Raw genomic sequence first — 14725 nt, 5'->3', positions numbered from 1 at the left:
CAAGGCGGGAGAGGGAGCCAAAACAAGCGGGACTTCAAACGCCGTGGGCGGCGCGCCAGCCCAGGCCGGCTTCGGTCGTGGTCTTCGGCTTGTACTCGCAGCCGATCCAGCCCTGGTAGCCGATCTCGTCGAGGAAGCGGAACAGGTAGGGGTAGTTCAGTTCGCCGGTGCCCGGTTCGTTGCGGCCCGGGTTGTCGGCCAGCTGCACGTGGCGGATCTTCGGCAGGTTGGCGCGGATCGTGTTGGCGATCTCGCCCTCCATGCGCTGCATGTGATAGATGTCGTACTGCACGTAGAGGTTGGGCGCGTTGACCTGGCCGATCAGGTCGATGGCCTGCTGCGTGCGCGACAGGAAGAAGCCGGGAATGTCGAACGTGTTGATCGGCTCGACCAGCAGGTCGATCTGCTCCCGGGCCAGCGCGTTGGCGGCAAAGCGCAGGTTCTCGACCAGCGTCTCGTTGGCCTGCTCGCGCTTGACGTTCTGCGGCAGGATGCCCACCAGGCAGTTCAGCTGCCGCACGCCCAGCACCTTGGCGTACTTGATGGCTTCGCCCACGCCGTCCTGGAACTCGCCCACGCGGTCGGGGTGGCAGGCGATGCCGCGCTCGCCGGCATCCCACTTGCCGGCCGGCAGGTTGTGCAGCACCAGGTCCAGCTGGAAGCGGCTCAGGCGGTCGGCGATCTGGTCGGCGTGGAACGCGTACGGGAACAGGAACTCCACGCCACGGAACCCGGCGCGGGCGGCGGCCTCGAAGCGGTCCAGGAAGCCCACTTCGTTGAACAGCATCGTCAGGTTGGCTGCGAGCTTTGGCATTGTGATGTCTCTCTCGGTGTTGGGAAAAACGGCGGCCCGGCCGCCCCGGTGGAGCGGGGCGGTGGGCGTACTGCGGAAACGGCTTGTGACTGCGGCGTGTTGCCCGCGACTTACGCGGTGACGGTCTCTTCGGCCAGGATCGCTTCTTCCGCGTCTTCCAGGTCTTCGATCGGCTCGAACTCGTTGATGTTGTCGATCTCGGTGCCCATCGCGATGTTGGTCACGCGCTCCAGGATCACCTCCACGACGACCGGCACCGAGAACTCGGCCATCAGGTCGCGCGCTTCGGCAAAGGCCGGGGCGATGTCCTCGGGCTTGAACACGCGGATCGCCTTGCAGCCCAGGCCTTCCACGACCTTGACGTGGTCCACGCCGTAGCCTTCCAGTTCGGGCGCGTTGACGTTGTCGAAGGCCAGCTGCACGCAGTAGTCCATCTCGAAGTTGCGCTGCGCCTGGCGGATCAGGCCCAGGTAAGAGTTGTTCACCACCACGTGGATGTACGGCACCTTGAACTGGGCGGCCACGGCCAGTTCCTCGATCATGAACTGGAAGTCGTAGTCGCCGGAGATGGCCACGATGTCCGAGTTCGGCGACGCGGTCTTCACGCCGATGGCGGCCGGAATGGTCCAGCCCAGCGGGCCGGCCTGGCCGCAGTTGATCCAGTGGCGCGGCTGGTTCACCGACAGGAACTGCGCGGCGGCGATCTGCGACAGGCCGATCGTCGTCACGTAGCGCACGTCGCGCGGGAAGTACTGGTTCATCTCGCGGTACACGCGCTGCGGCTTGACCGGCACGTTGTCGAAGTCGCTCTTGCGCTTCATGGTGCGGCGGCGCTTCTGCACGTCGGCCACCCAGGCCTTGCGGCACGGCAGGCGGCCGGCCATCTTCATTTCGCGCGCCACTTCCACGAACAGCTCCAGCGCGGCGCGGGCGTCGGACACGATGCCCAGGTCCGGGCCGAACACGCGGCCGATCTGGGTGGGCTCGATATCGACGTGCACGAACTTGCGGCCCTTGGTGTACACATCGACGCTGCCGGTGTGGCGGTTGGCCCAGCGGTTGCCGATGCCCATCACGAAGTCCGATGCCAGCAGCGTGGCGTTGCCGTAGCGGTGCGATGTCTGCAGGCCCACCATGCCGGCCTGCAGCGGGTGGTCGTCGGCCAGCACGCCCCAGCCCATCAGGGTCGGCACGACCGGCACGTTGACCAGTTCGGCAAACTCGACCAGCAGTTCGTCGGCGTTGGCGTTGATCACGCCGCCCCCGCAGACGATCAGCGGACGCTCGGCCTGGTTCAGCATCGAGATGGCTTTCTCGATCTGGGCGCGCGAGGCGGCCGGCTTGTACGGCTGCAGCGGCTGGTACGTTTCCGGATCGAATTCGATCTCGGCCACCTGCACGTCGAACGGCAGGTCGATCAGCACCGGACCCGGGCGGCCCGAGCGCATCAGGTGGAACGCCTGCTGGAACACCTGCGGCACCAGCGCCGGTTCACGCACGGTGACGGCCCACTTGGTCACCGGCTTGGCGATCGATTCGATATCGACAGCCTGGAAGTCTTCCTTGTACAGGCGGGCGCGCGGCGCCTGGCCGGTGATGCAGAGGATGGGAATCGAATCGGCCCAGGCCGAGTACAGGCCCGTGATCATGTCGGTGCCGGCGGGGCCCGACGTGCCGACGCAGACGCCGATGTTGCCGGGTTCGGCACGGGTGTAGCCTTCGGCCATGTGCGAGGCGCCTTCCACGTGGCGGGCCAGCAGGTGGCGGATCGACCCTGCCTTGCGCATGGCCGAGTAGAACGGGTTGATGGCGGCGCCGGGCACGCCGAACGCGGTGGTGATGCCTTCCTTTTCCAGTACGGCAATGGCCGCGTCGACTGCTCTCATCTTCGGCATGTCTCTCTCCAGTACGCTCAAAAACAATGGTTGGGATTTCGTTCTGGCGTTGACTTTATGCCCGCAGAGGGGGGCGGATAAACAGAAGGGCGATCAGTTGATTCGATACCTGGTGTAAGGAATGTCGCAGCAACCGGCCTTGAAATGTGCATTTTCATAGACACGCGGGGACGGCGACACGGCACCCCCCGATACGTGGGGTTGGGGGGATTTGCCACGGTTTTCCCCTATCGGCGGCAACGGGGCCCGGGTCAAAATAGCGGGTTTGGGATTGCCCTGTTTCGCCATGTACACGCGGCTGCCAACCACCTACGAATTGATGGAAGCGTTGCAGACGGCGCCGGCCGAAAAATCGCCCGACGGCCGGCTGCCTTTGGTCCTGTGGGCCGGCTTCGTTCTGGCGCTGGTGCCGACGCTGGTGGCCGGCGGGGCGCTGGTCTGGTGGCACCAGGTACTGGTGCAGGCGCCGCCCGCCTGGCTGCCGCAGGCGTTCCACGTGCTGCTGACCGTCAGCGGGGCGTTCTATGCCGGCGCGTGGCTGTCGCGGCTGCTGGCCGGCCGTGATGCACTGCGTCATCCGCTGCGCTGGCTGAGCCGCCGCGTCGATGCCCAGAGCGAAGTCGAGAACGCGCTGCTGCTGCGCCTGGGGCGCATTCCGGTGCTGCAACTGCGCGCGCGGCAGCGGCGCGTGCTGCTGCAGGCGCGGCTGTGGGAAGGGGGCGCACGCACGGTGGCGATGATCGTGGCGCTGGTGCCGGCCGCCGTCGTGCTGGCCGATGGCCTGGCGGTCATGGCCCCGGGCCATGGCCCGTCGGTGGTGGCGCTCTACGGCGTGGTGCTGGTCGGCGGCGGCGCGCTGGCGCTGTTCGCGCAACTCCAATGCAGCGCGCCACTGCGACGCCTGGCCCACGTGCTGGGCGAGGCCGCCGAGATCAACGAAAAGCTGGGCCGCTAGCCACGCCCGGTACGTCCGGCCGCGTCCAGGCGCCATCTTCGGCGCCCTGCATGGCGTGCGACGGATGCACGGCATCGCTGTCCGGGGATGCGCACCATGGCGTCCATGCCTCACAATGTGTCGGCAGGAGACAAATGGCGTTATGGACAAACTCAAACAAATCGAAGCATTCATCGCCGTGGTGGAACACGGCAGCATGGCCGCCGCGGCGCTCACGCAGAACGTCACGCCGGTCATGATCGGCCGGCGCATCAACGCGCTGGAAGCGCGCATCGGCGTGAAGCTGCTGCACCGGTCCACCCGGCGCATCGTGGTGACGGAGCAGGGCGCGGCGTTCATGGAGCAGTGCAAGAAGGCGCTGTCGGATCTGGATCGCGCCGAGATGCTGATCGCCGAGGGCAAGCACAAGGCCACCGGCCACCTCATCGTGTCGGCGCCGGCCGCCTTTGGCCGCAAGCACGTGGCGCCGCATGCGCCGGCGTTCCTGTCGGCCAATCCCGAAGTCCAGATCTCGTTCAACCTGACCGACCGTGTGGTGGACCTGGTGCGCGAGGGCTACGACCTGGGCATCCGCATCGGCGGCGCCATCGACCCGAACTTCGTGGCGATCAAGCTGGCCACCAACAAGCGCGTGGTGTGCGGGACCCCGGCCTACTTCGCCCGGCATGGCGTGCCACATACGCTGGAAGACCTGGAAAAGCACAACTGCCTGGCCTTCAACCTGCAGGGCGGGCAGCAGCGCGGCTGGTACTTCCAGCAGAACGGCAAGACCGTGACCGTGCGGGTGCGCGGCAACCTGGACTGCAACGACGGCGAACTGCTGCACCGCTGGACCGGCGAAAGCCTGGGGCTGGGATGGCGCTCGACGTGGGAAATCCTGCCGCAGCTCGAAAGCGGCGAGCTGATCACCGTGCTCGATGAATTCGCGCTGCCCGACTACGACATCCTGGCGGTGTACCCGCAACAGCGGCCGGTGCCGGCCAAGATCCGTTTCTTCATCGAACACCTGAAGCAGGCATTCGCCAAACCGGGCTACTGGACCGAGCGCGGCAGCAGCTGGACCGATGCCGCCCAGCGGCAGTCGGCCTGAGGCCAGGAGATCGGGCGGGAAAGAAGGGGAAGGCAGGGAGGCAGTGGGAGACAGCAGCGATGCCTGAAGGGCAGCCCAAAAGAAAAAGCCCGCAGCCATTGCGGTCTGCGGGCAGCCCTTCTTGCGAAGGACGGGGAGAGCTCATGAAGTGCGCCCCCGCAACTTCATGGCGAGAGGAATGATGCGCCTCCCATCCCGTCCTCGTCCTTGATGGCGATCAAGCCAGATGCACTGTCCTACGCCAGCAGCGCGGCGACCAGGTCCTTGCCGCGTGCGGCGGCCGGAACTTCCTCGAAGTGCAGCGCGCTTTCGACGTGATTCAGGTGCTCCACCATCAGCGCCACGGCCCGGTCGGCGTCGCCTGCGCGGGCGGCCTCGATGAACGCCCGGTGCTCGTCGGACGAGCACGTGGCATCGCGCCGGCTCTGGTAGAGCATGGTGATGACCGCGCTGCGCATCGACAGCTCGCGCATGATTTCCGTCAGCACGTTGTTGCCCGCCACCTCCGCCAGCACGATGTGGAAATCGCCCAGCAGGCGTGTGCGTGTCTGCGCGTCGTTGCCGGCCAGCGACTTCCGTTCGGCGGCCAGATGCTTTTCGATGCGCTTGTAGTCGGCCGGCGTGGCGCGGGCCACGAACTCGCGCGCCAGTGCCGCCTCCAGGATGCGGCGCACGGCAAAGACCTCGCGCGCCTCTTCGGCGCTGGGCTTGGCCACGAACGCCCCCTTGTCCGGCACGATCTGGATGACCTTGTCCTTGGACAGCATCAGCAGCGCCGCGCGCACCTTGGTACGGCTGACGCGGTAGACGCTGGCCAGGGCTTCCTCGCGCAGCTTGGTGCCGGGCGGCAGCCGGTGCGAGACGATGGCCGCGACGATGTCGTCGGCAATCGCCTCGGCGGTCATGTCTGGATTGATGTGCTCGGGCATGGTGTGCGCGTCTCTTGCCGGACCTGCGCGTTGACTGGGATGGCGCGATTCTACCGCCCCGGCGCCGCCCCGGGCAGCGGCGCCGGCACAGGGACTTCCCCGACGCTGTCCACCAGCGCCGACAGTCCTTCGTCCAGTTCGCTGGCCGGGATGGTCCCGTTGAGCACGCCGTGGGCGCGTTCGCGGTCGATATCGCGCTCCCAGGCGGCCACCACCACGGTAGCCACGCAGTTGCCGATCAGGTTGCCCACGGCGCGGGCGATGCCGATGAACCAGTCCACCGACAGCACCAGCACCAGGCCGATGGCGGGGATGGCCGGGTGGGCCGACAGCGTGGCCGCCAGGATCACGATGGCCGACCCCGGAATGCCGTGCGCGCCCTTGGACGTGACCAGCGCCACGGCCAGGATGCCGAGCAGGTCGCCCAGCGCCAGCGGCGTATTGGTGGCCTGCGCGATGAACACGGCCGCCAGCGTCAGGTAGATCGAGAACGCGTCCAGGTTGAACGAATAGCCGGTCGGAATCACCAGGCCCACCACCGACTTCTTGATGCCCATGAATTCGAGCTTCTTCATGACCTGCGGCAGCACGCTGTCCGACGACGCGGTGCCCAGCACCACCAGCAGTTCGGCGCGCAGGTAGCGGATCAGCTTGAGCACCGAGAAGCCGCACAGGCGCAGGATCAGGCCGAGCACCCCTAGCACGAAGACCACCACGGCGCCGTAGAACAGGATCACCAGGAAGCCCAGCTGCTTGAGCGACCCGATGCCGTACTTGCCCACCGTGAAGGCCACGGCGCCCAGCACGCCCAGCGGCGCCAGCTTGATGATGAAGCCCATCATCTTGAACAGCGTGGCCGAGAAGTTGTCGATCATCCGCACCAGCGGCTTGCCCGGTTCGCCCACCACCGACAGCGCGCAGCCGAACAGCACCGACACCAGCAGCACCTGCAGCACGTCGCCGCTGGTGAACGCGCCCATGATCGTGTTCGGGATCAGCTTCATCAGGAAGTCCACCGTGCCGGCGCTCTTCACCTTGTCGGCCGATTCGATGTAGGCCGCCATGGCCGAGATATCGAGGCTGCGCGGGTTCACGTTCATGCCGGTGCCCGGCTGGAATACGTAGGCCAGCACGATGCCCAGCGCCAGTGCGATGGTCGTGACGATCTCGAAGTAGACCACCGCCTTGATGCCCACCCGGCCCACCTTCTTGAGTTCGCCGGCGCCGCAGATGCCGGCCACCACCACGCAGAAGACCACCGGGCCGATCAGCATCTTGATCAGCTTGATGAAGCCGTCGCCCAGGGGCTTGAGCTTGGCGGCGAATTCGGGAAAGGCGAGGCCCAGCAGGGTGCCGAGCGCCAGGGCAATCAGTACCTGGCCAAACAACGAACGGGTGAAGCGCGTGTGCAGGCGGCCTGCGGCGCGCTGCGTGGGTACGGCATGCTGCATTGTTGTCTCCGTGCCGGGCGGGTCCGTGGCGCATCGGTTGCCATCGGCCTGCCCTGATCTGGTTCAGGGGTGCCCGCCGTCACATGCCTGCCGACGCCGGGAGGGTTGCACTTCTGGAAGGACCAGGGGCCAATCGGCCCGCACGCCTTGCCCCCGCGCGGAAAGCCCCCCTGTTGAGGCGGAATCCACGCCATCCACTTGTCCGGACCGGATTGTCCGCGGCGGATTGTCGGTGCGTGGAAGCCAATATAGTGCATATCATTTTTGTATGCAATTTTTGAATTCACTGTGCTAACATGAATCGCACAGAATAGAGAGCACGGTCCCGGGCGCCCGCCCGGACTGGCAGGATTGCCAGGCATCCTTGAACCGGGCTCAGGCACCAAGCAGGAGAGACACGCACATGGCAGCAACCCCTACGCCGTTGTCCGCTGACACCGGCACCCGCATCATGGCCTGGGCCGACAGCCTGGCCGTCCATACCGATCAGCCCGGACTGCTCACCCGCACCTACCTGACCGACGCCCACCACGGCGCTGCCGCGCAGCTGACCGAATGGATGCAGGCGGCCGGCATGACCGTGCGCCGCGACGCCGCCGGCAACGTGATCGGCCGCTACGAAGGCACCGAACCCAATGCCCCGGCACTGCTGACCGGCTCGCACTTCGACACCGTGCGCGACGCCGGCCGCTTCGACGGCAACCTGGGCGTGATCCTGCCGATTGCCTGCGTGGCCGAGTGGAACCGCCAGGGCAGGCGCTTTCCGTTCGCGCTGGAAGTGGTCGGGTTTGCCGAGGAAGAGGGCGTGCGCTTCAAGGCCACGCTGCTGGGCAGCCGCGCCATCGCCGGCACGTTCGACACCAACGTGCTCGACAACGTGGACGACTCCGGCAAGACCATGCGCGAAGTGATGCGCGCCGCCGGCTTCGAACCCGACCAGCTGCCCGCCGCCCGCCACGATCGCAGCCGCGTGCTGGCCTTTGTCGAGGTGCATATCGAACAGGGTCCGGTGCTGCTGAACGAGGGTCTCCCCGTGGGCGTGGTGACCGCGATCTCGGGCGCCACGCGCTTTATCGTCGAACTGGAAGGCCTGGCCGGCCACGCCGGCACGGTGCCGATGGACATGCGCCGCGACGCCGCGATGGCCGGCGCCGAGATCGGCCTGTTCATCGAGAAGCGCTGCAGCGGCAAGCCGGGCCTGGTGGGCACGGTGGGCCAGTTCAACGTGCCGAATGGCGCCACCAACGTGGTGCCGGGCCGCGCGACGTTTTCCATCGACATCCGCGCCGGCATCGACGCCGAGCGCGAGGCCGCCGTCAACGACGTGCTGGCCGAAATCGAACGTGTCTGCGCGCGCCGCAACGTGCGCGCGCAGATCCGCAAGACGCACGAGGCCGCCAGCGTGCCGTGCGCACCGTGGCTGCAGTCGCAATGGGCTGCCGCCGTGGAGCGGCAGGGCGTACCCGTGCGCCACCTGCCCTCCGGCGCCGGCCATGACGCGATGGCCATCGCCGCCATCGCCGATGTGGCCATGCTGTTCGTTCGCTGCGGCAACGGCGGCATCAGCCACCATCCCACCGAGACCATGACGGCCGAAGACGCCCAGACCGCCGCGCGCGTGTTCGCGGACTTCGTCGAGCACTTTCACCGTCCCCAATAAGCCTGCCGGCAACCCGAAGACTCCCGAGATACGAAGATGACCGCACGAGACAACATGAACCCGATCGAATCCACGCTGACGCAGTACATCGACCAGCACCGTCCGCAGCAGGAAGCGTTCCTGGCCGAACTGGTCAAGGTGCCGTCGGACAACCCCGCCGGCGATTGCGCGGCCCACGGCAAGCGTGCCAAGGAACTGCTGGAAGGGCTGGGCTTCAAGGTGGAAGCGCACAAGGTGCCCGACGAACTGGTCAAGGCGGCCGGCATGATCAGCGCCACGAACCTGCTGGTGCGCAAGACGTTCGGCAGCGGCGGTCCCACCATCGCCATGAACGCGCACGGAGACGTCGTGCCGCCGGGGCTGGGCTGGACCAAGGACCCGTACGGCGGCGAGATCGCCGACAGCGAACATGGCCCGGTCATGTACGGGCGCGGCGTGGCCGTGTCGAAGTCGGACTTCGCCACCTACGCGTACGCCGTGCTGGCGCTGCAGGAAGCGGAAAAGCAGGGCGCCAGGATCAACGGCACCGTGGAACTGCAATTCACGTACGACGAGGAAACCGGCGGCGACATCGGGCCGAAGTTCCTGCTCGACGAAGGCCTGACCAAGCCCGATTACGCGATTTCGGCCGGCTTCTCGTACGGCATCACGTCGGCGCACAACGGCTGCCTGCACGTGGAAGTGACCGTCAAGGGCAAGCAAGGCCACGCCGCCATGCCGCACACCGGCGTGGACGCCATCGAGGCCGCCACGCACATCCTTCACGCGGTCTACGGCCTGCGCGCCGAACTGGCCACGCGCAAGAGCAAGGTGCCGGGTATCGACACCGCCACGCTGAACGTTGGCCTGATCAAGGGCGGCATCAACACCAACGTGGTGCCTGACCTGGTGACGTTCCGCGTGGACCGCCGCATGATCCCGGAAGAGATCGGCTTCGACGCCGAAGGCGAACTGCGCGCCGTGGTGGAAAAGGCCGCCAGGGATCGTCCGGGCATCGAGGTCAAGGTCGAGCGCATCATCCTGGCCGAGCCGCTGTCGGAACTGCCGGGCGTGGACAAGCTGATCGGCGCGCTGAAGACGCGTGCCGAATCGGTGTTCGGCGTGGAGATTCCGGTGCAGGGCGTGCCGCTCTACACCGACGCGCGCCACTACACGAGCCGTGGCATCCCCACTGTGCTGTACGGCGCCGGCCCGCGCACGCTGATGGAAGCCCGTGGCCATAACTCCGACGAGAACCTGCGCCTGAACGACCTGAACCGCGCCACCAAGGTGGTGGCCCTGGCGCTGTCCGACCTGATGGGCTGAGCGCCGGCATCGGCAACCACGTAGACCCTTGTAGCACCCCCTTGTTGTGATGATGGCCCGTACGGCGTTTGCCGGCGGGCCTTTTTTCATGGGCGGTCGGTATCGCTATTCCGCCAGATCCTCACCGGGCACGGCCAGGCTCACCAGCCAGCGCCGCACCACGGCTTCCTCGGCGGGCGTCAGCCCCGCACGCAACTGCTTGTCCACCTCGGTGGCGCGTACCTTGCACTGCGCCAGCAACGCGCGGCCGGCATCGGACAGCGCGATGGTCTGGATGCGCCCATGCACCGGATGCGGCTGGCGCACGATCGCGCCCATCTTCTCCAGATTGCCCATGATCACGCTGACCGTCTGCGGCGTCAGCATCGCCAGCCGCGCCACGTCGGCGCCCGAGATGCCGGGGTAGGCCCCGAGCATCGTCAGCACGAAGAACTGCGGCAGCGTCACGCCCAGATCGGCCAGCGCGCGTTCCATATGCAGCCGGTTGGCCGCGCTGGCCTGCCGCAGCAGGTACGCCAGATAGCCGCTTTCGCCGCGCTTGCCTTCGCCCGGTGCCGGAATCGCCACGGCATCGGCGGGCTCGCTGTCCCGTCGCGCCGGGTGCTTCCTCTCGCTTTTCCCTTCGGTCGGCAGGGTCTTTGCCATAATGTCAGAGCTCTTACATTAATCTTCGAACTCTGACATCTTACCCGAAGGAGTTCGACATGGATTTCCAGGCTTTCACGCAGACCGCGCCCGATGTGTACGCGTCGCTGGGGGGCGTCAGCAAGGCGGTGACCGCGTCCGGCATGGACAAGGCGCTGACCGAACTGGTCAAGCTTCGTGTCTCGCAGATCAACGGTTGTGCCTTTTGCCTGCAGTTCCACCTGAACATCGCGCGCAAGCTGGACATCGACCCGCGCAAGTTCGACCTGCTGGCAGGCTGGCGTGACGCCGGCATCTATGCCGAACGGGAAATGGCCGCGCTGGACTGGGCCGAGGCCCTGACGCAGCTGACCGATCCATCGGCCCGCGACGCCGCGCTGGCCAGGGCCCGGGCGGTGTTCGACGACAAGGAGCTGGTGTTCCTGGCCGCGACCATTGCGTCGATCAATGCCTGGAACCGTATCGCCGTCGGGCTGCACTTTCCGCCGCCGGCCGCCGAACCCCACCGGAGCCAGGCATGAGCACCACCGTCGCGGCCGCCGGGCAGACCACCGGGAAGAACGCCGGGAAGATCGGGATCCGCCGGCTGGAAACGGCCGCCGAGGTGGCCGATGCCTTCCCGCTGATGCACCAGCTGCGCCCGCACCTGACAGATGCCGCCGAACTGGTCACGCGCTGGCGCCGCCAGACCGGCGATGGCTACCATCTGGCCGGACTGTGGGACGACGGCCGCCTGGTGGCCCTGGCCGGCTATCGCTTCGCCGACAACCTGATCGTCGGCCACCATATGTACGTGGATGATCTGGTCACCGATGCCAACGCGCGCAGCGGTGGGTACGGCCGGCAACTGATGGACTGGCTCAAGGCCGAGACCGAAGCGGCAGGCTGCACCCAGCTCGTGCTCGATACCCCGCTGACCAATGTGCTGGGGCACCGCTTCTATTACCGAAACGGCCTGCTGGCGCGGGCCCTGCGCTTCTACTTTCCGATCGGCTGATCCGGTCCACCTGAGCGAAACATGGCAACCCTGCTTCACCTGAACGTCAGCCCGCGTGGCGACGCCTCCACCAGCCGCCGCGCGGGCCAGCTCGTGCGCGCGGAACTGGCTGCCAGACATGGCGAACTGACCGTGGTCGAGCGCGACCTGGCGGCCCAGCCGCTGCCGCCCATCGACGCGGCCTTTACCGACGCCAACATGGCGGTGGCCGCCGGCCGCACCGACGCCGATCCCGCCGCGCTGGCGCTCTCGGAAACGCTGATCGCCGAACTGCAGGCCGCCGACGTGGTGCTGATCACCACGCCGATGCACAACTTCACGGTGCCGGCATCGCTGAAGACGTGGATCGACCTGGTCGTCCGGACGGACCGCACGTTCGCCCGCACGCCGCAAGGCAAGCAGGGCCTGCTGCGCGACCGCCCGGTGCTGGCCGTGGTGTCGTGCGGCGGCCGGTTCTCGGACGATGCCGCGAGCCAGCGCGATTTTTTCAGCCCGTACCTGACCTACGTGCTGGAGACGATCGGGCTGAAGCAGGTAGAGATCCTGCGCATGGAAAGTACATCGCGCGGCCCCGACCACGTGGCCCGTGCCTTCGACAAGCTGCAGTCCTGGTGCACCACCGTGGTGCAGGCGCTGCCGGCCTGGCGGTCGGGCCGCTAGCGCAGGGCGTCCGGGTCGGGCAGCGTCGCGTCGCCCGCCCCGAGCGGGCGCTGCATCAGCAGGGTGTCGATCCACTGGCCATGCTTGAGCCCGACCGATTCCAGCCGGCCAACGGTGCGGAACCCCAGCCGCTCGTGCACGGCCACCGAGCCCGCGCCTTCGCCGCTGGACGTCAGCGCCACCACGGCCACCATCTGGCGCCACGGTCCGGTCTCGCAACGCGCGATCAGCTCGGCCAGCAGCGCGCGGCCCAGGCCTTCGCCGGTATGGCGGTGGTCGATATAGATCGAGTCCTCGATCGCGAAGCGGTAGGCGCTGCGGGCGCGATAGCTGGACGCATAGGCGTACCCCAGGATCTCGCCATCGCGCTCGGCCACGATATAGGGCAGGCCCTTGCGCAAGACTTCGGCAAAGCGCGTCCGCATGTCGTCGGGCGTGGGCGCGACCTCCTCGAACGAGGCACGGCCGTGCTGCACGTGGTGGGCGTAGATGGCGTGAATGGCGGGCACGTCGGCAGGGGTGGCATCGCGCAGGCTGAAGGGCTTGCGGACGGGCACGGCAGTGGAATCGGGCAGCGCGGACACGGTATCTCTAAATAGTGCAGGGCCGCGCCGGCAAGGTGCCGGCGACCCTGGAAGACGGGTGGTCATGCCCATGCAGGATGCATGCCCGCCACATCCCCTACCTTACCGCGCCAGCGTGGTGCATGCGCGCGTCGCGGCGGTATAGTGCGGGATATTTGAACGCCCCGGAAAGCGGGCAGGAGGAAGCCGCCATGATCACGATCTACCATAACCCCCGTTGCTCCAAGTCGCGCGAAACGCTTGCGCTCGTGGAGACCGCTGCGCAGCGGCTGGGCGAGCCGGTGGAGATCGTCGAATACCTGAAGTCGCCGCCCTCGCTGTCCACGCTGCGCCAGCTGCATACGATGCTCGGCGTGCCGGTGCGCGACATGATCCGCGACGGCGAATCCGTCTACAAGGAACTGGATCTGGCCGATTCGGGCCTGACCGACGCCGAACTGCTGGCCGCCGTGGCCGACAACCCGATCCTGCTGCAGCGTCCGGTGGTGGTGCGCAACCGCCGCGCCGTCATCGGCCGGCCGCCCGAGAACGTGGCCCCGCTGCTGGCCTGACCCGCGGGGATGTTGCGGCGCACAAAATAGAACCGGCCTCCCCAGGGGAGGCCGGCCGGTCAGTTGGCGATTCGCTTCAGGCGAGTCGTCGTTTATTCAACACCCAGCCAGTGCATGGCCTCCTGACCGAAACTGATGCCTGCCAATACGACCAGCAGCACGATCGCGGTGACCGCGCTCACATAGATCAGCGCCTTGGCGACTTCGGCATCTTCCGTTGAGGAATGGAAATGCGAAACGACGTTGGTGCGCGCGTGGGAGCGATGCGGCCAATGCAGCCTGCCTGACAGGTCCTTGAGATGAAGGTCTGGATGGAAACGCATGGTCACACCTCCTGGGCATGCCGCCGCGCATCGGGGTCGGCCGTACTCGTGGCCCGGTGGGCCACCGCACACTTCCAATATAGGAGACGCCGCGCAAATGTGGTGCCCTTGCCGCCACTGGCGGCCGCCGATGCCCGCCGGCGCTTGTGGGCTAGCGCACCGATTTGCCCGGGTCTGAGGATGGATGTGAGGCTTCGCTTTCGCTGCCGTCCGCGTCAGACAATGCGCCAGGCAGTGCATCAGGCAATGCATCAGGCGATGATGCAAGCGCCGCCAGACGCGCTTCGCGCGTGCGCAGTTCTGCGAGCATGTTGCAGAACAGGGCACCTTGTTCCAGGGCATCGTCCAGCGCCACGTGGGTGTGCGGCAACGGGTCGTGCCAGTGCGCCGGGAAGGCTGCCTTGACCGACTTCCGGTACGGCCGGCCGGTCAGCGCGAAGCCCAGGGTCTTGATGTCCAGCGCGGCCCAGCCGAAAGGCGAGCGGCCGGCAAAGCGCATCATGTACCAGAACATCCAGGTGAAATCGAATCCGGCCGGAAAGGCGATGAACACCGGCTTGCCCGGCAGCTTTTCTACCCATTCGACGTAGCGGGGCAGCACGTCCTCGGGGCGCTCCAGGTCGCGCCGGCAAGCCGCCCAGGCGTCGGGCTGGGTTTTCCACCACTGCATCTGCACCGGATGGCCCGCCGCGCCCGGCAGGGTTTCCAGGTTGGCGGAGAACGTGCCGATCACGGTCTTGTCCGCCAGCATCGCGGCCGACGCGAACGACAGCATCGAATGCGGGCCCGGAATCGGGCCATCGGCCTCGACGTCGGTGCTGACGTAAATCTCCGGTCGCGTGTCGGGCGGCTGCTTCTTTGCCATG

The 14725-nt window shown here is 67.1% G+C and carries 16 protein-coding genes; 8 read left to right on the top strand and 8 right to left on the bottom strand.

The window, feature by feature from the left end:
* Positions 1–34: 34 nt before the first annotated feature.
* A complete protein-coding gene (gene hyi, locus D9X30_RS01960; RefSeq protein ID WP_153946379.1) occupies positions 35–814 on the bottom strand; it encodes a hydroxypyruvate isomerase in 780 nt (259 codons plus the stop codon).
* Between the two features lie 110 nt (positions 815–924).
* A complete protein-coding gene (gene gcl, locus D9X30_RS01955; protein ID WP_153946380.1) occupies positions 925–2709 on the bottom strand; it encodes a glyoxylate carboligase in 1785 nt (594 codons plus the stop codon).
* Between the two features lie 286 nt (positions 2710–2995).
* Here gcl and D9X30_RS01950 point away from each other — a divergent pair, with 286 nt between their 5' ends.
* Together D9X30_RS01950 and D9X30_RS01945 are read left to right on the top strand one after the other, a co-directional pair.
* Positions 2996–3664: a hypothetical protein gene (locus D9X30_RS01950; protein ID WP_153946381.1), complete on the top strand. Its 669-nt coding sequence runs from the start codon at positions 2996–2998 to the stop codon at positions 3662–3664.
* A gap of 142 nt (positions 3665–3806) precedes the next feature.
* Positions 3807–4754 carry a LysR family transcriptional regulator gene (locus D9X30_RS01945; RefSeq protein WP_092602304.1) on the top strand — a complete coding sequence of 316 codons (948 nt, stop codon included), beginning with the start codon at positions 3807–3809 and terminating at the stop codon, positions 4752–4754.
* 236 nt (positions 4755–4990) lie between these two features.
* Here the strand turns inward: D9X30_RS01945 and D9X30_RS01940 are convergent, their stop codons facing one another.
* Together D9X30_RS01940 and D9X30_RS01935 are read right to left on the bottom strand one after the other, a co-directional pair.
* Positions 4991–5683, bottom strand: coding sequence for a GntR family transcriptional regulator (locus D9X30_RS01940; protein ID WP_153946382.1), 693 nt, complete (start codon positions 5681–5683; stop codon positions 4991–4993).
* Between the two features lie 50 nt (positions 5684–5733).
* Positions 5734–7134: a C4-dicarboxylate transporter DctA gene (locus D9X30_RS01935; protein WP_153946383.1), complete on the bottom strand. Its 1401-nt coding sequence runs from the start codon at positions 7132–7134 to the stop codon at positions 5734–5736.
* Positions 7135–7537: 403 nt separating this feature from the next.
* On the opposite strand from D9X30_RS01935, the gene D9X30_RS01930 reads away from it, so the two are divergent.
* Complete coding sequence (locus D9X30_RS01930; RefSeq protein ID WP_153946384.1) at positions 7538–8794, top strand: allantoate amidohydrolase; 1257 nt, start codon at positions 7538–7540, stop codon at positions 8792–8794.
* A gap of 36 nt (positions 8795–8830) precedes the next feature.
* Positions 8831–10099 (top strand): M20/M25/M40 family metallo-hydrolase, encoded by a 1269-nt coding sequence (locus D9X30_RS01925; RefSeq protein ID WP_153946385.1) that lies wholly within the window; start codon positions 8831–8833, stop codon positions 10097–10099.
* Between the two features lie 105 nt (positions 10100–10204).
* Here the strand turns inward: D9X30_RS01925 and D9X30_RS01920 are convergent, their stop codons facing one another.
* Positions 10205–10744, bottom strand: coding sequence for a MarR family winged helix-turn-helix transcriptional regulator (locus D9X30_RS01920; RefSeq protein WP_153946386.1), 540 nt, complete (start codon positions 10742–10744; stop codon positions 10205–10207).
* A 59-nt stretch (positions 10745–10803) separates the two neighbouring features.
* Here D9X30_RS01920 and D9X30_RS01915 point away from each other — a divergent pair, with 59 nt between their 5' ends.
* Genes D9X30_RS01915 through D9X30_RS01905 form a run of 3 tightly spaced genes read left to right on the top strand, consistent with a single transcriptional unit; the run spans position 10804 to position 12401 of the window.
* Positions 10804–11265: a carboxymuconolactone decarboxylase family protein gene (locus tag D9X30_RS01915; protein ID WP_153946387.1), complete on the top strand. Its 462-nt coding sequence runs from the start codon at positions 10804–10806 to the stop codon at positions 11263–11265.
* A complete protein-coding gene (locus tag D9X30_RS01910; RefSeq protein ID WP_153946388.1) occupies positions 11262–11741 on the top strand; it encodes a GNAT family N-acetyltransferase in 480 nt (159 codons plus the stop codon). Before D9X30_RS01915 ends, D9X30_RS01910 begins: the two co-directional genes overlap by 4 nt.
* 21 nt (positions 11742–11762) lie before the next feature.
* Positions 11763–12401 carry an FMN-dependent NADH-azoreductase gene (locus D9X30_RS01905; protein WP_153946389.1) on the top strand — a complete coding sequence of 213 codons (639 nt, stop codon included), beginning with the start codon at positions 11763–11765 and terminating at the stop codon, positions 12399–12401.
* On the opposite strand, the gene D9X30_RS01900 is transcribed toward D9X30_RS01905, so the two are convergent.
* Positions 12398–12985, bottom strand: a complete 588-nt coding sequence (locus D9X30_RS01900; protein WP_249640857.1) for a GNAT family N-acetyltransferase — start codon at positions 12983–12985, stop codon at positions 12398–12400. The genes D9X30_RS01905 and D9X30_RS01900 overlap by 4 nt on opposite strands.
* 191 nt (positions 12986–13176) lie before the next feature.
* Between D9X30_RS01900 and arsC the strand changes: the two genes are divergently transcribed.
* Complete coding sequence (arsC, locus tag D9X30_RS01895; protein WP_153946390.1) at positions 13177–13536, top strand: arsenate reductase (glutaredoxin); 360 nt, start codon at positions 13177–13179, stop codon at positions 13534–13536.
* Positions 13537–13628: 92 nt separating this feature from the next.
* Here the strand turns inward: arsC and D9X30_RS01890 are convergent, their stop codons facing one another.
* Together D9X30_RS01890 and D9X30_RS01885 are read right to left on the bottom strand one after the other, a co-directional pair.
* Positions 13629–13859, bottom strand: a complete 231-nt coding sequence (locus D9X30_RS01890; protein WP_153946391.1) for a hypothetical protein — start codon at positions 13857–13859, stop codon at positions 13629–13631.
* A gap of 151 nt (positions 13860–14010) precedes the next feature.
* Positions 14011–14724: a 3'-5' exonuclease family protein gene (locus D9X30_RS01885; protein WP_153946392.1), complete on the bottom strand. Its 714-nt coding sequence runs from the start codon at positions 14722–14724 to the stop codon at positions 14011–14013.
* Position 14725: the final 1 nt, after the last annotated feature.

The sequence above is a fragment of the Cupriavidus sp. U2 genome (assembly GCF_009663685.2).
GTDB lineage: Bacteria > Pseudomonadota > Gammaproteobacteria > Burkholderiales > Burkholderiaceae > Cupriavidus > Cupriavidus necator_C.
The sequence above is the reverse complement of the archived record's forward strand: the minus strand, read 5'-3'. Positions and strand labels throughout refer to the sequence as shown.

Bases quoted from the DNA above. Each gene is read 5' to 3' on its own strand.
- hyi (WP_153946379.1), bottom strand. From the start codon at position 814: ATGCCAAAGCTCGCAGCCAACCTGACGATGCTGTTCAACGAAGTGGGC.
- gcl (WP_153946380.1), bottom strand. From the start codon at position 2,709: ATGCCGAAGATGAGAGCAGTCGACGCGGCCATTGCCGTACTGGAAAAG.
- D9X30_RS01950 (WP_153946381.1), top strand. From the start codon at position 2,996: ATGTACACGCGGCTGCCAACCACCTACGAATTGATGGAAGCGTTGCAG.
- D9X30_RS01945 (WP_092602304.1), top strand. From the start codon at position 3,807: ATGGACAAACTCAAACAAATCGAAGCATTCATCGCCGTGGTGGAACAC.
- D9X30_RS01940 (WP_153946382.1), bottom strand. From the start codon at position 5,683: ATGCCCGAGCACATCAATCCAGACATGACCGCCGAGGCGATTGCCGAC.
- D9X30_RS01935 (WP_153946383.1), bottom strand. From the start codon at position 7,134: ATGCAGCATGCCGTACCCACGCAGCGCGCCGCAGGCCGCCTGCACACG.
- D9X30_RS01930 (WP_153946384.1), top strand. From the start codon at position 7,538: ATGGCAGCAACCCCTACGCCGTTGTCCGCTGACACCGGCACCCGCATC.
- D9X30_RS01925 (WP_153946385.1), top strand. From the start codon at position 8,831: ATGACCGCACGAGACAACATGAACCCGATCGAATCCACGCTGACGCAG.
- D9X30_RS01920 (WP_153946386.1), bottom strand. From the start codon at position 10,744: ATGGCAAAGACCCTGCCGACCGAAGGGAAAAGCGAGAGGAAGCACCCG.
- D9X30_RS01915 (WP_153946387.1), top strand. From the start codon at position 10,804: ATGGATTTCCAGGCTTTCACGCAGACCGCGCCCGATGTGTACGCGTCG.
- D9X30_RS01910 (WP_153946388.1), top strand. From the start codon at position 11,262: ATGAGCACCACCGTCGCGGCCGCCGGGCAGACCACCGGGAAGAACGCC.
- D9X30_RS01905 (WP_153946389.1), top strand. From the start codon at position 11,763: ATGGCAACCCTGCTTCACCTGAACGTCAGCCCGCGTGGCGACGCCTCC.
- arsC (WP_153946390.1), top strand. From the start codon at position 13,177: ATGATCACGATCTACCATAACCCCCGTTGCTCCAAGTCGCGCGAAACG.
- D9X30_RS01890 (WP_153946391.1), bottom strand. From the start codon at position 13,859: ATGCGTTTCCATCCAGACCTTCATCTCAAGGACCTGTCAGGCAGGCTG.
- D9X30_RS01885 (WP_153946392.1), bottom strand. From the start codon at position 14,724: ATGGCAAAGAAGCAGCCGCCCGACACGCGACCGGAGATTTACGTCAGC.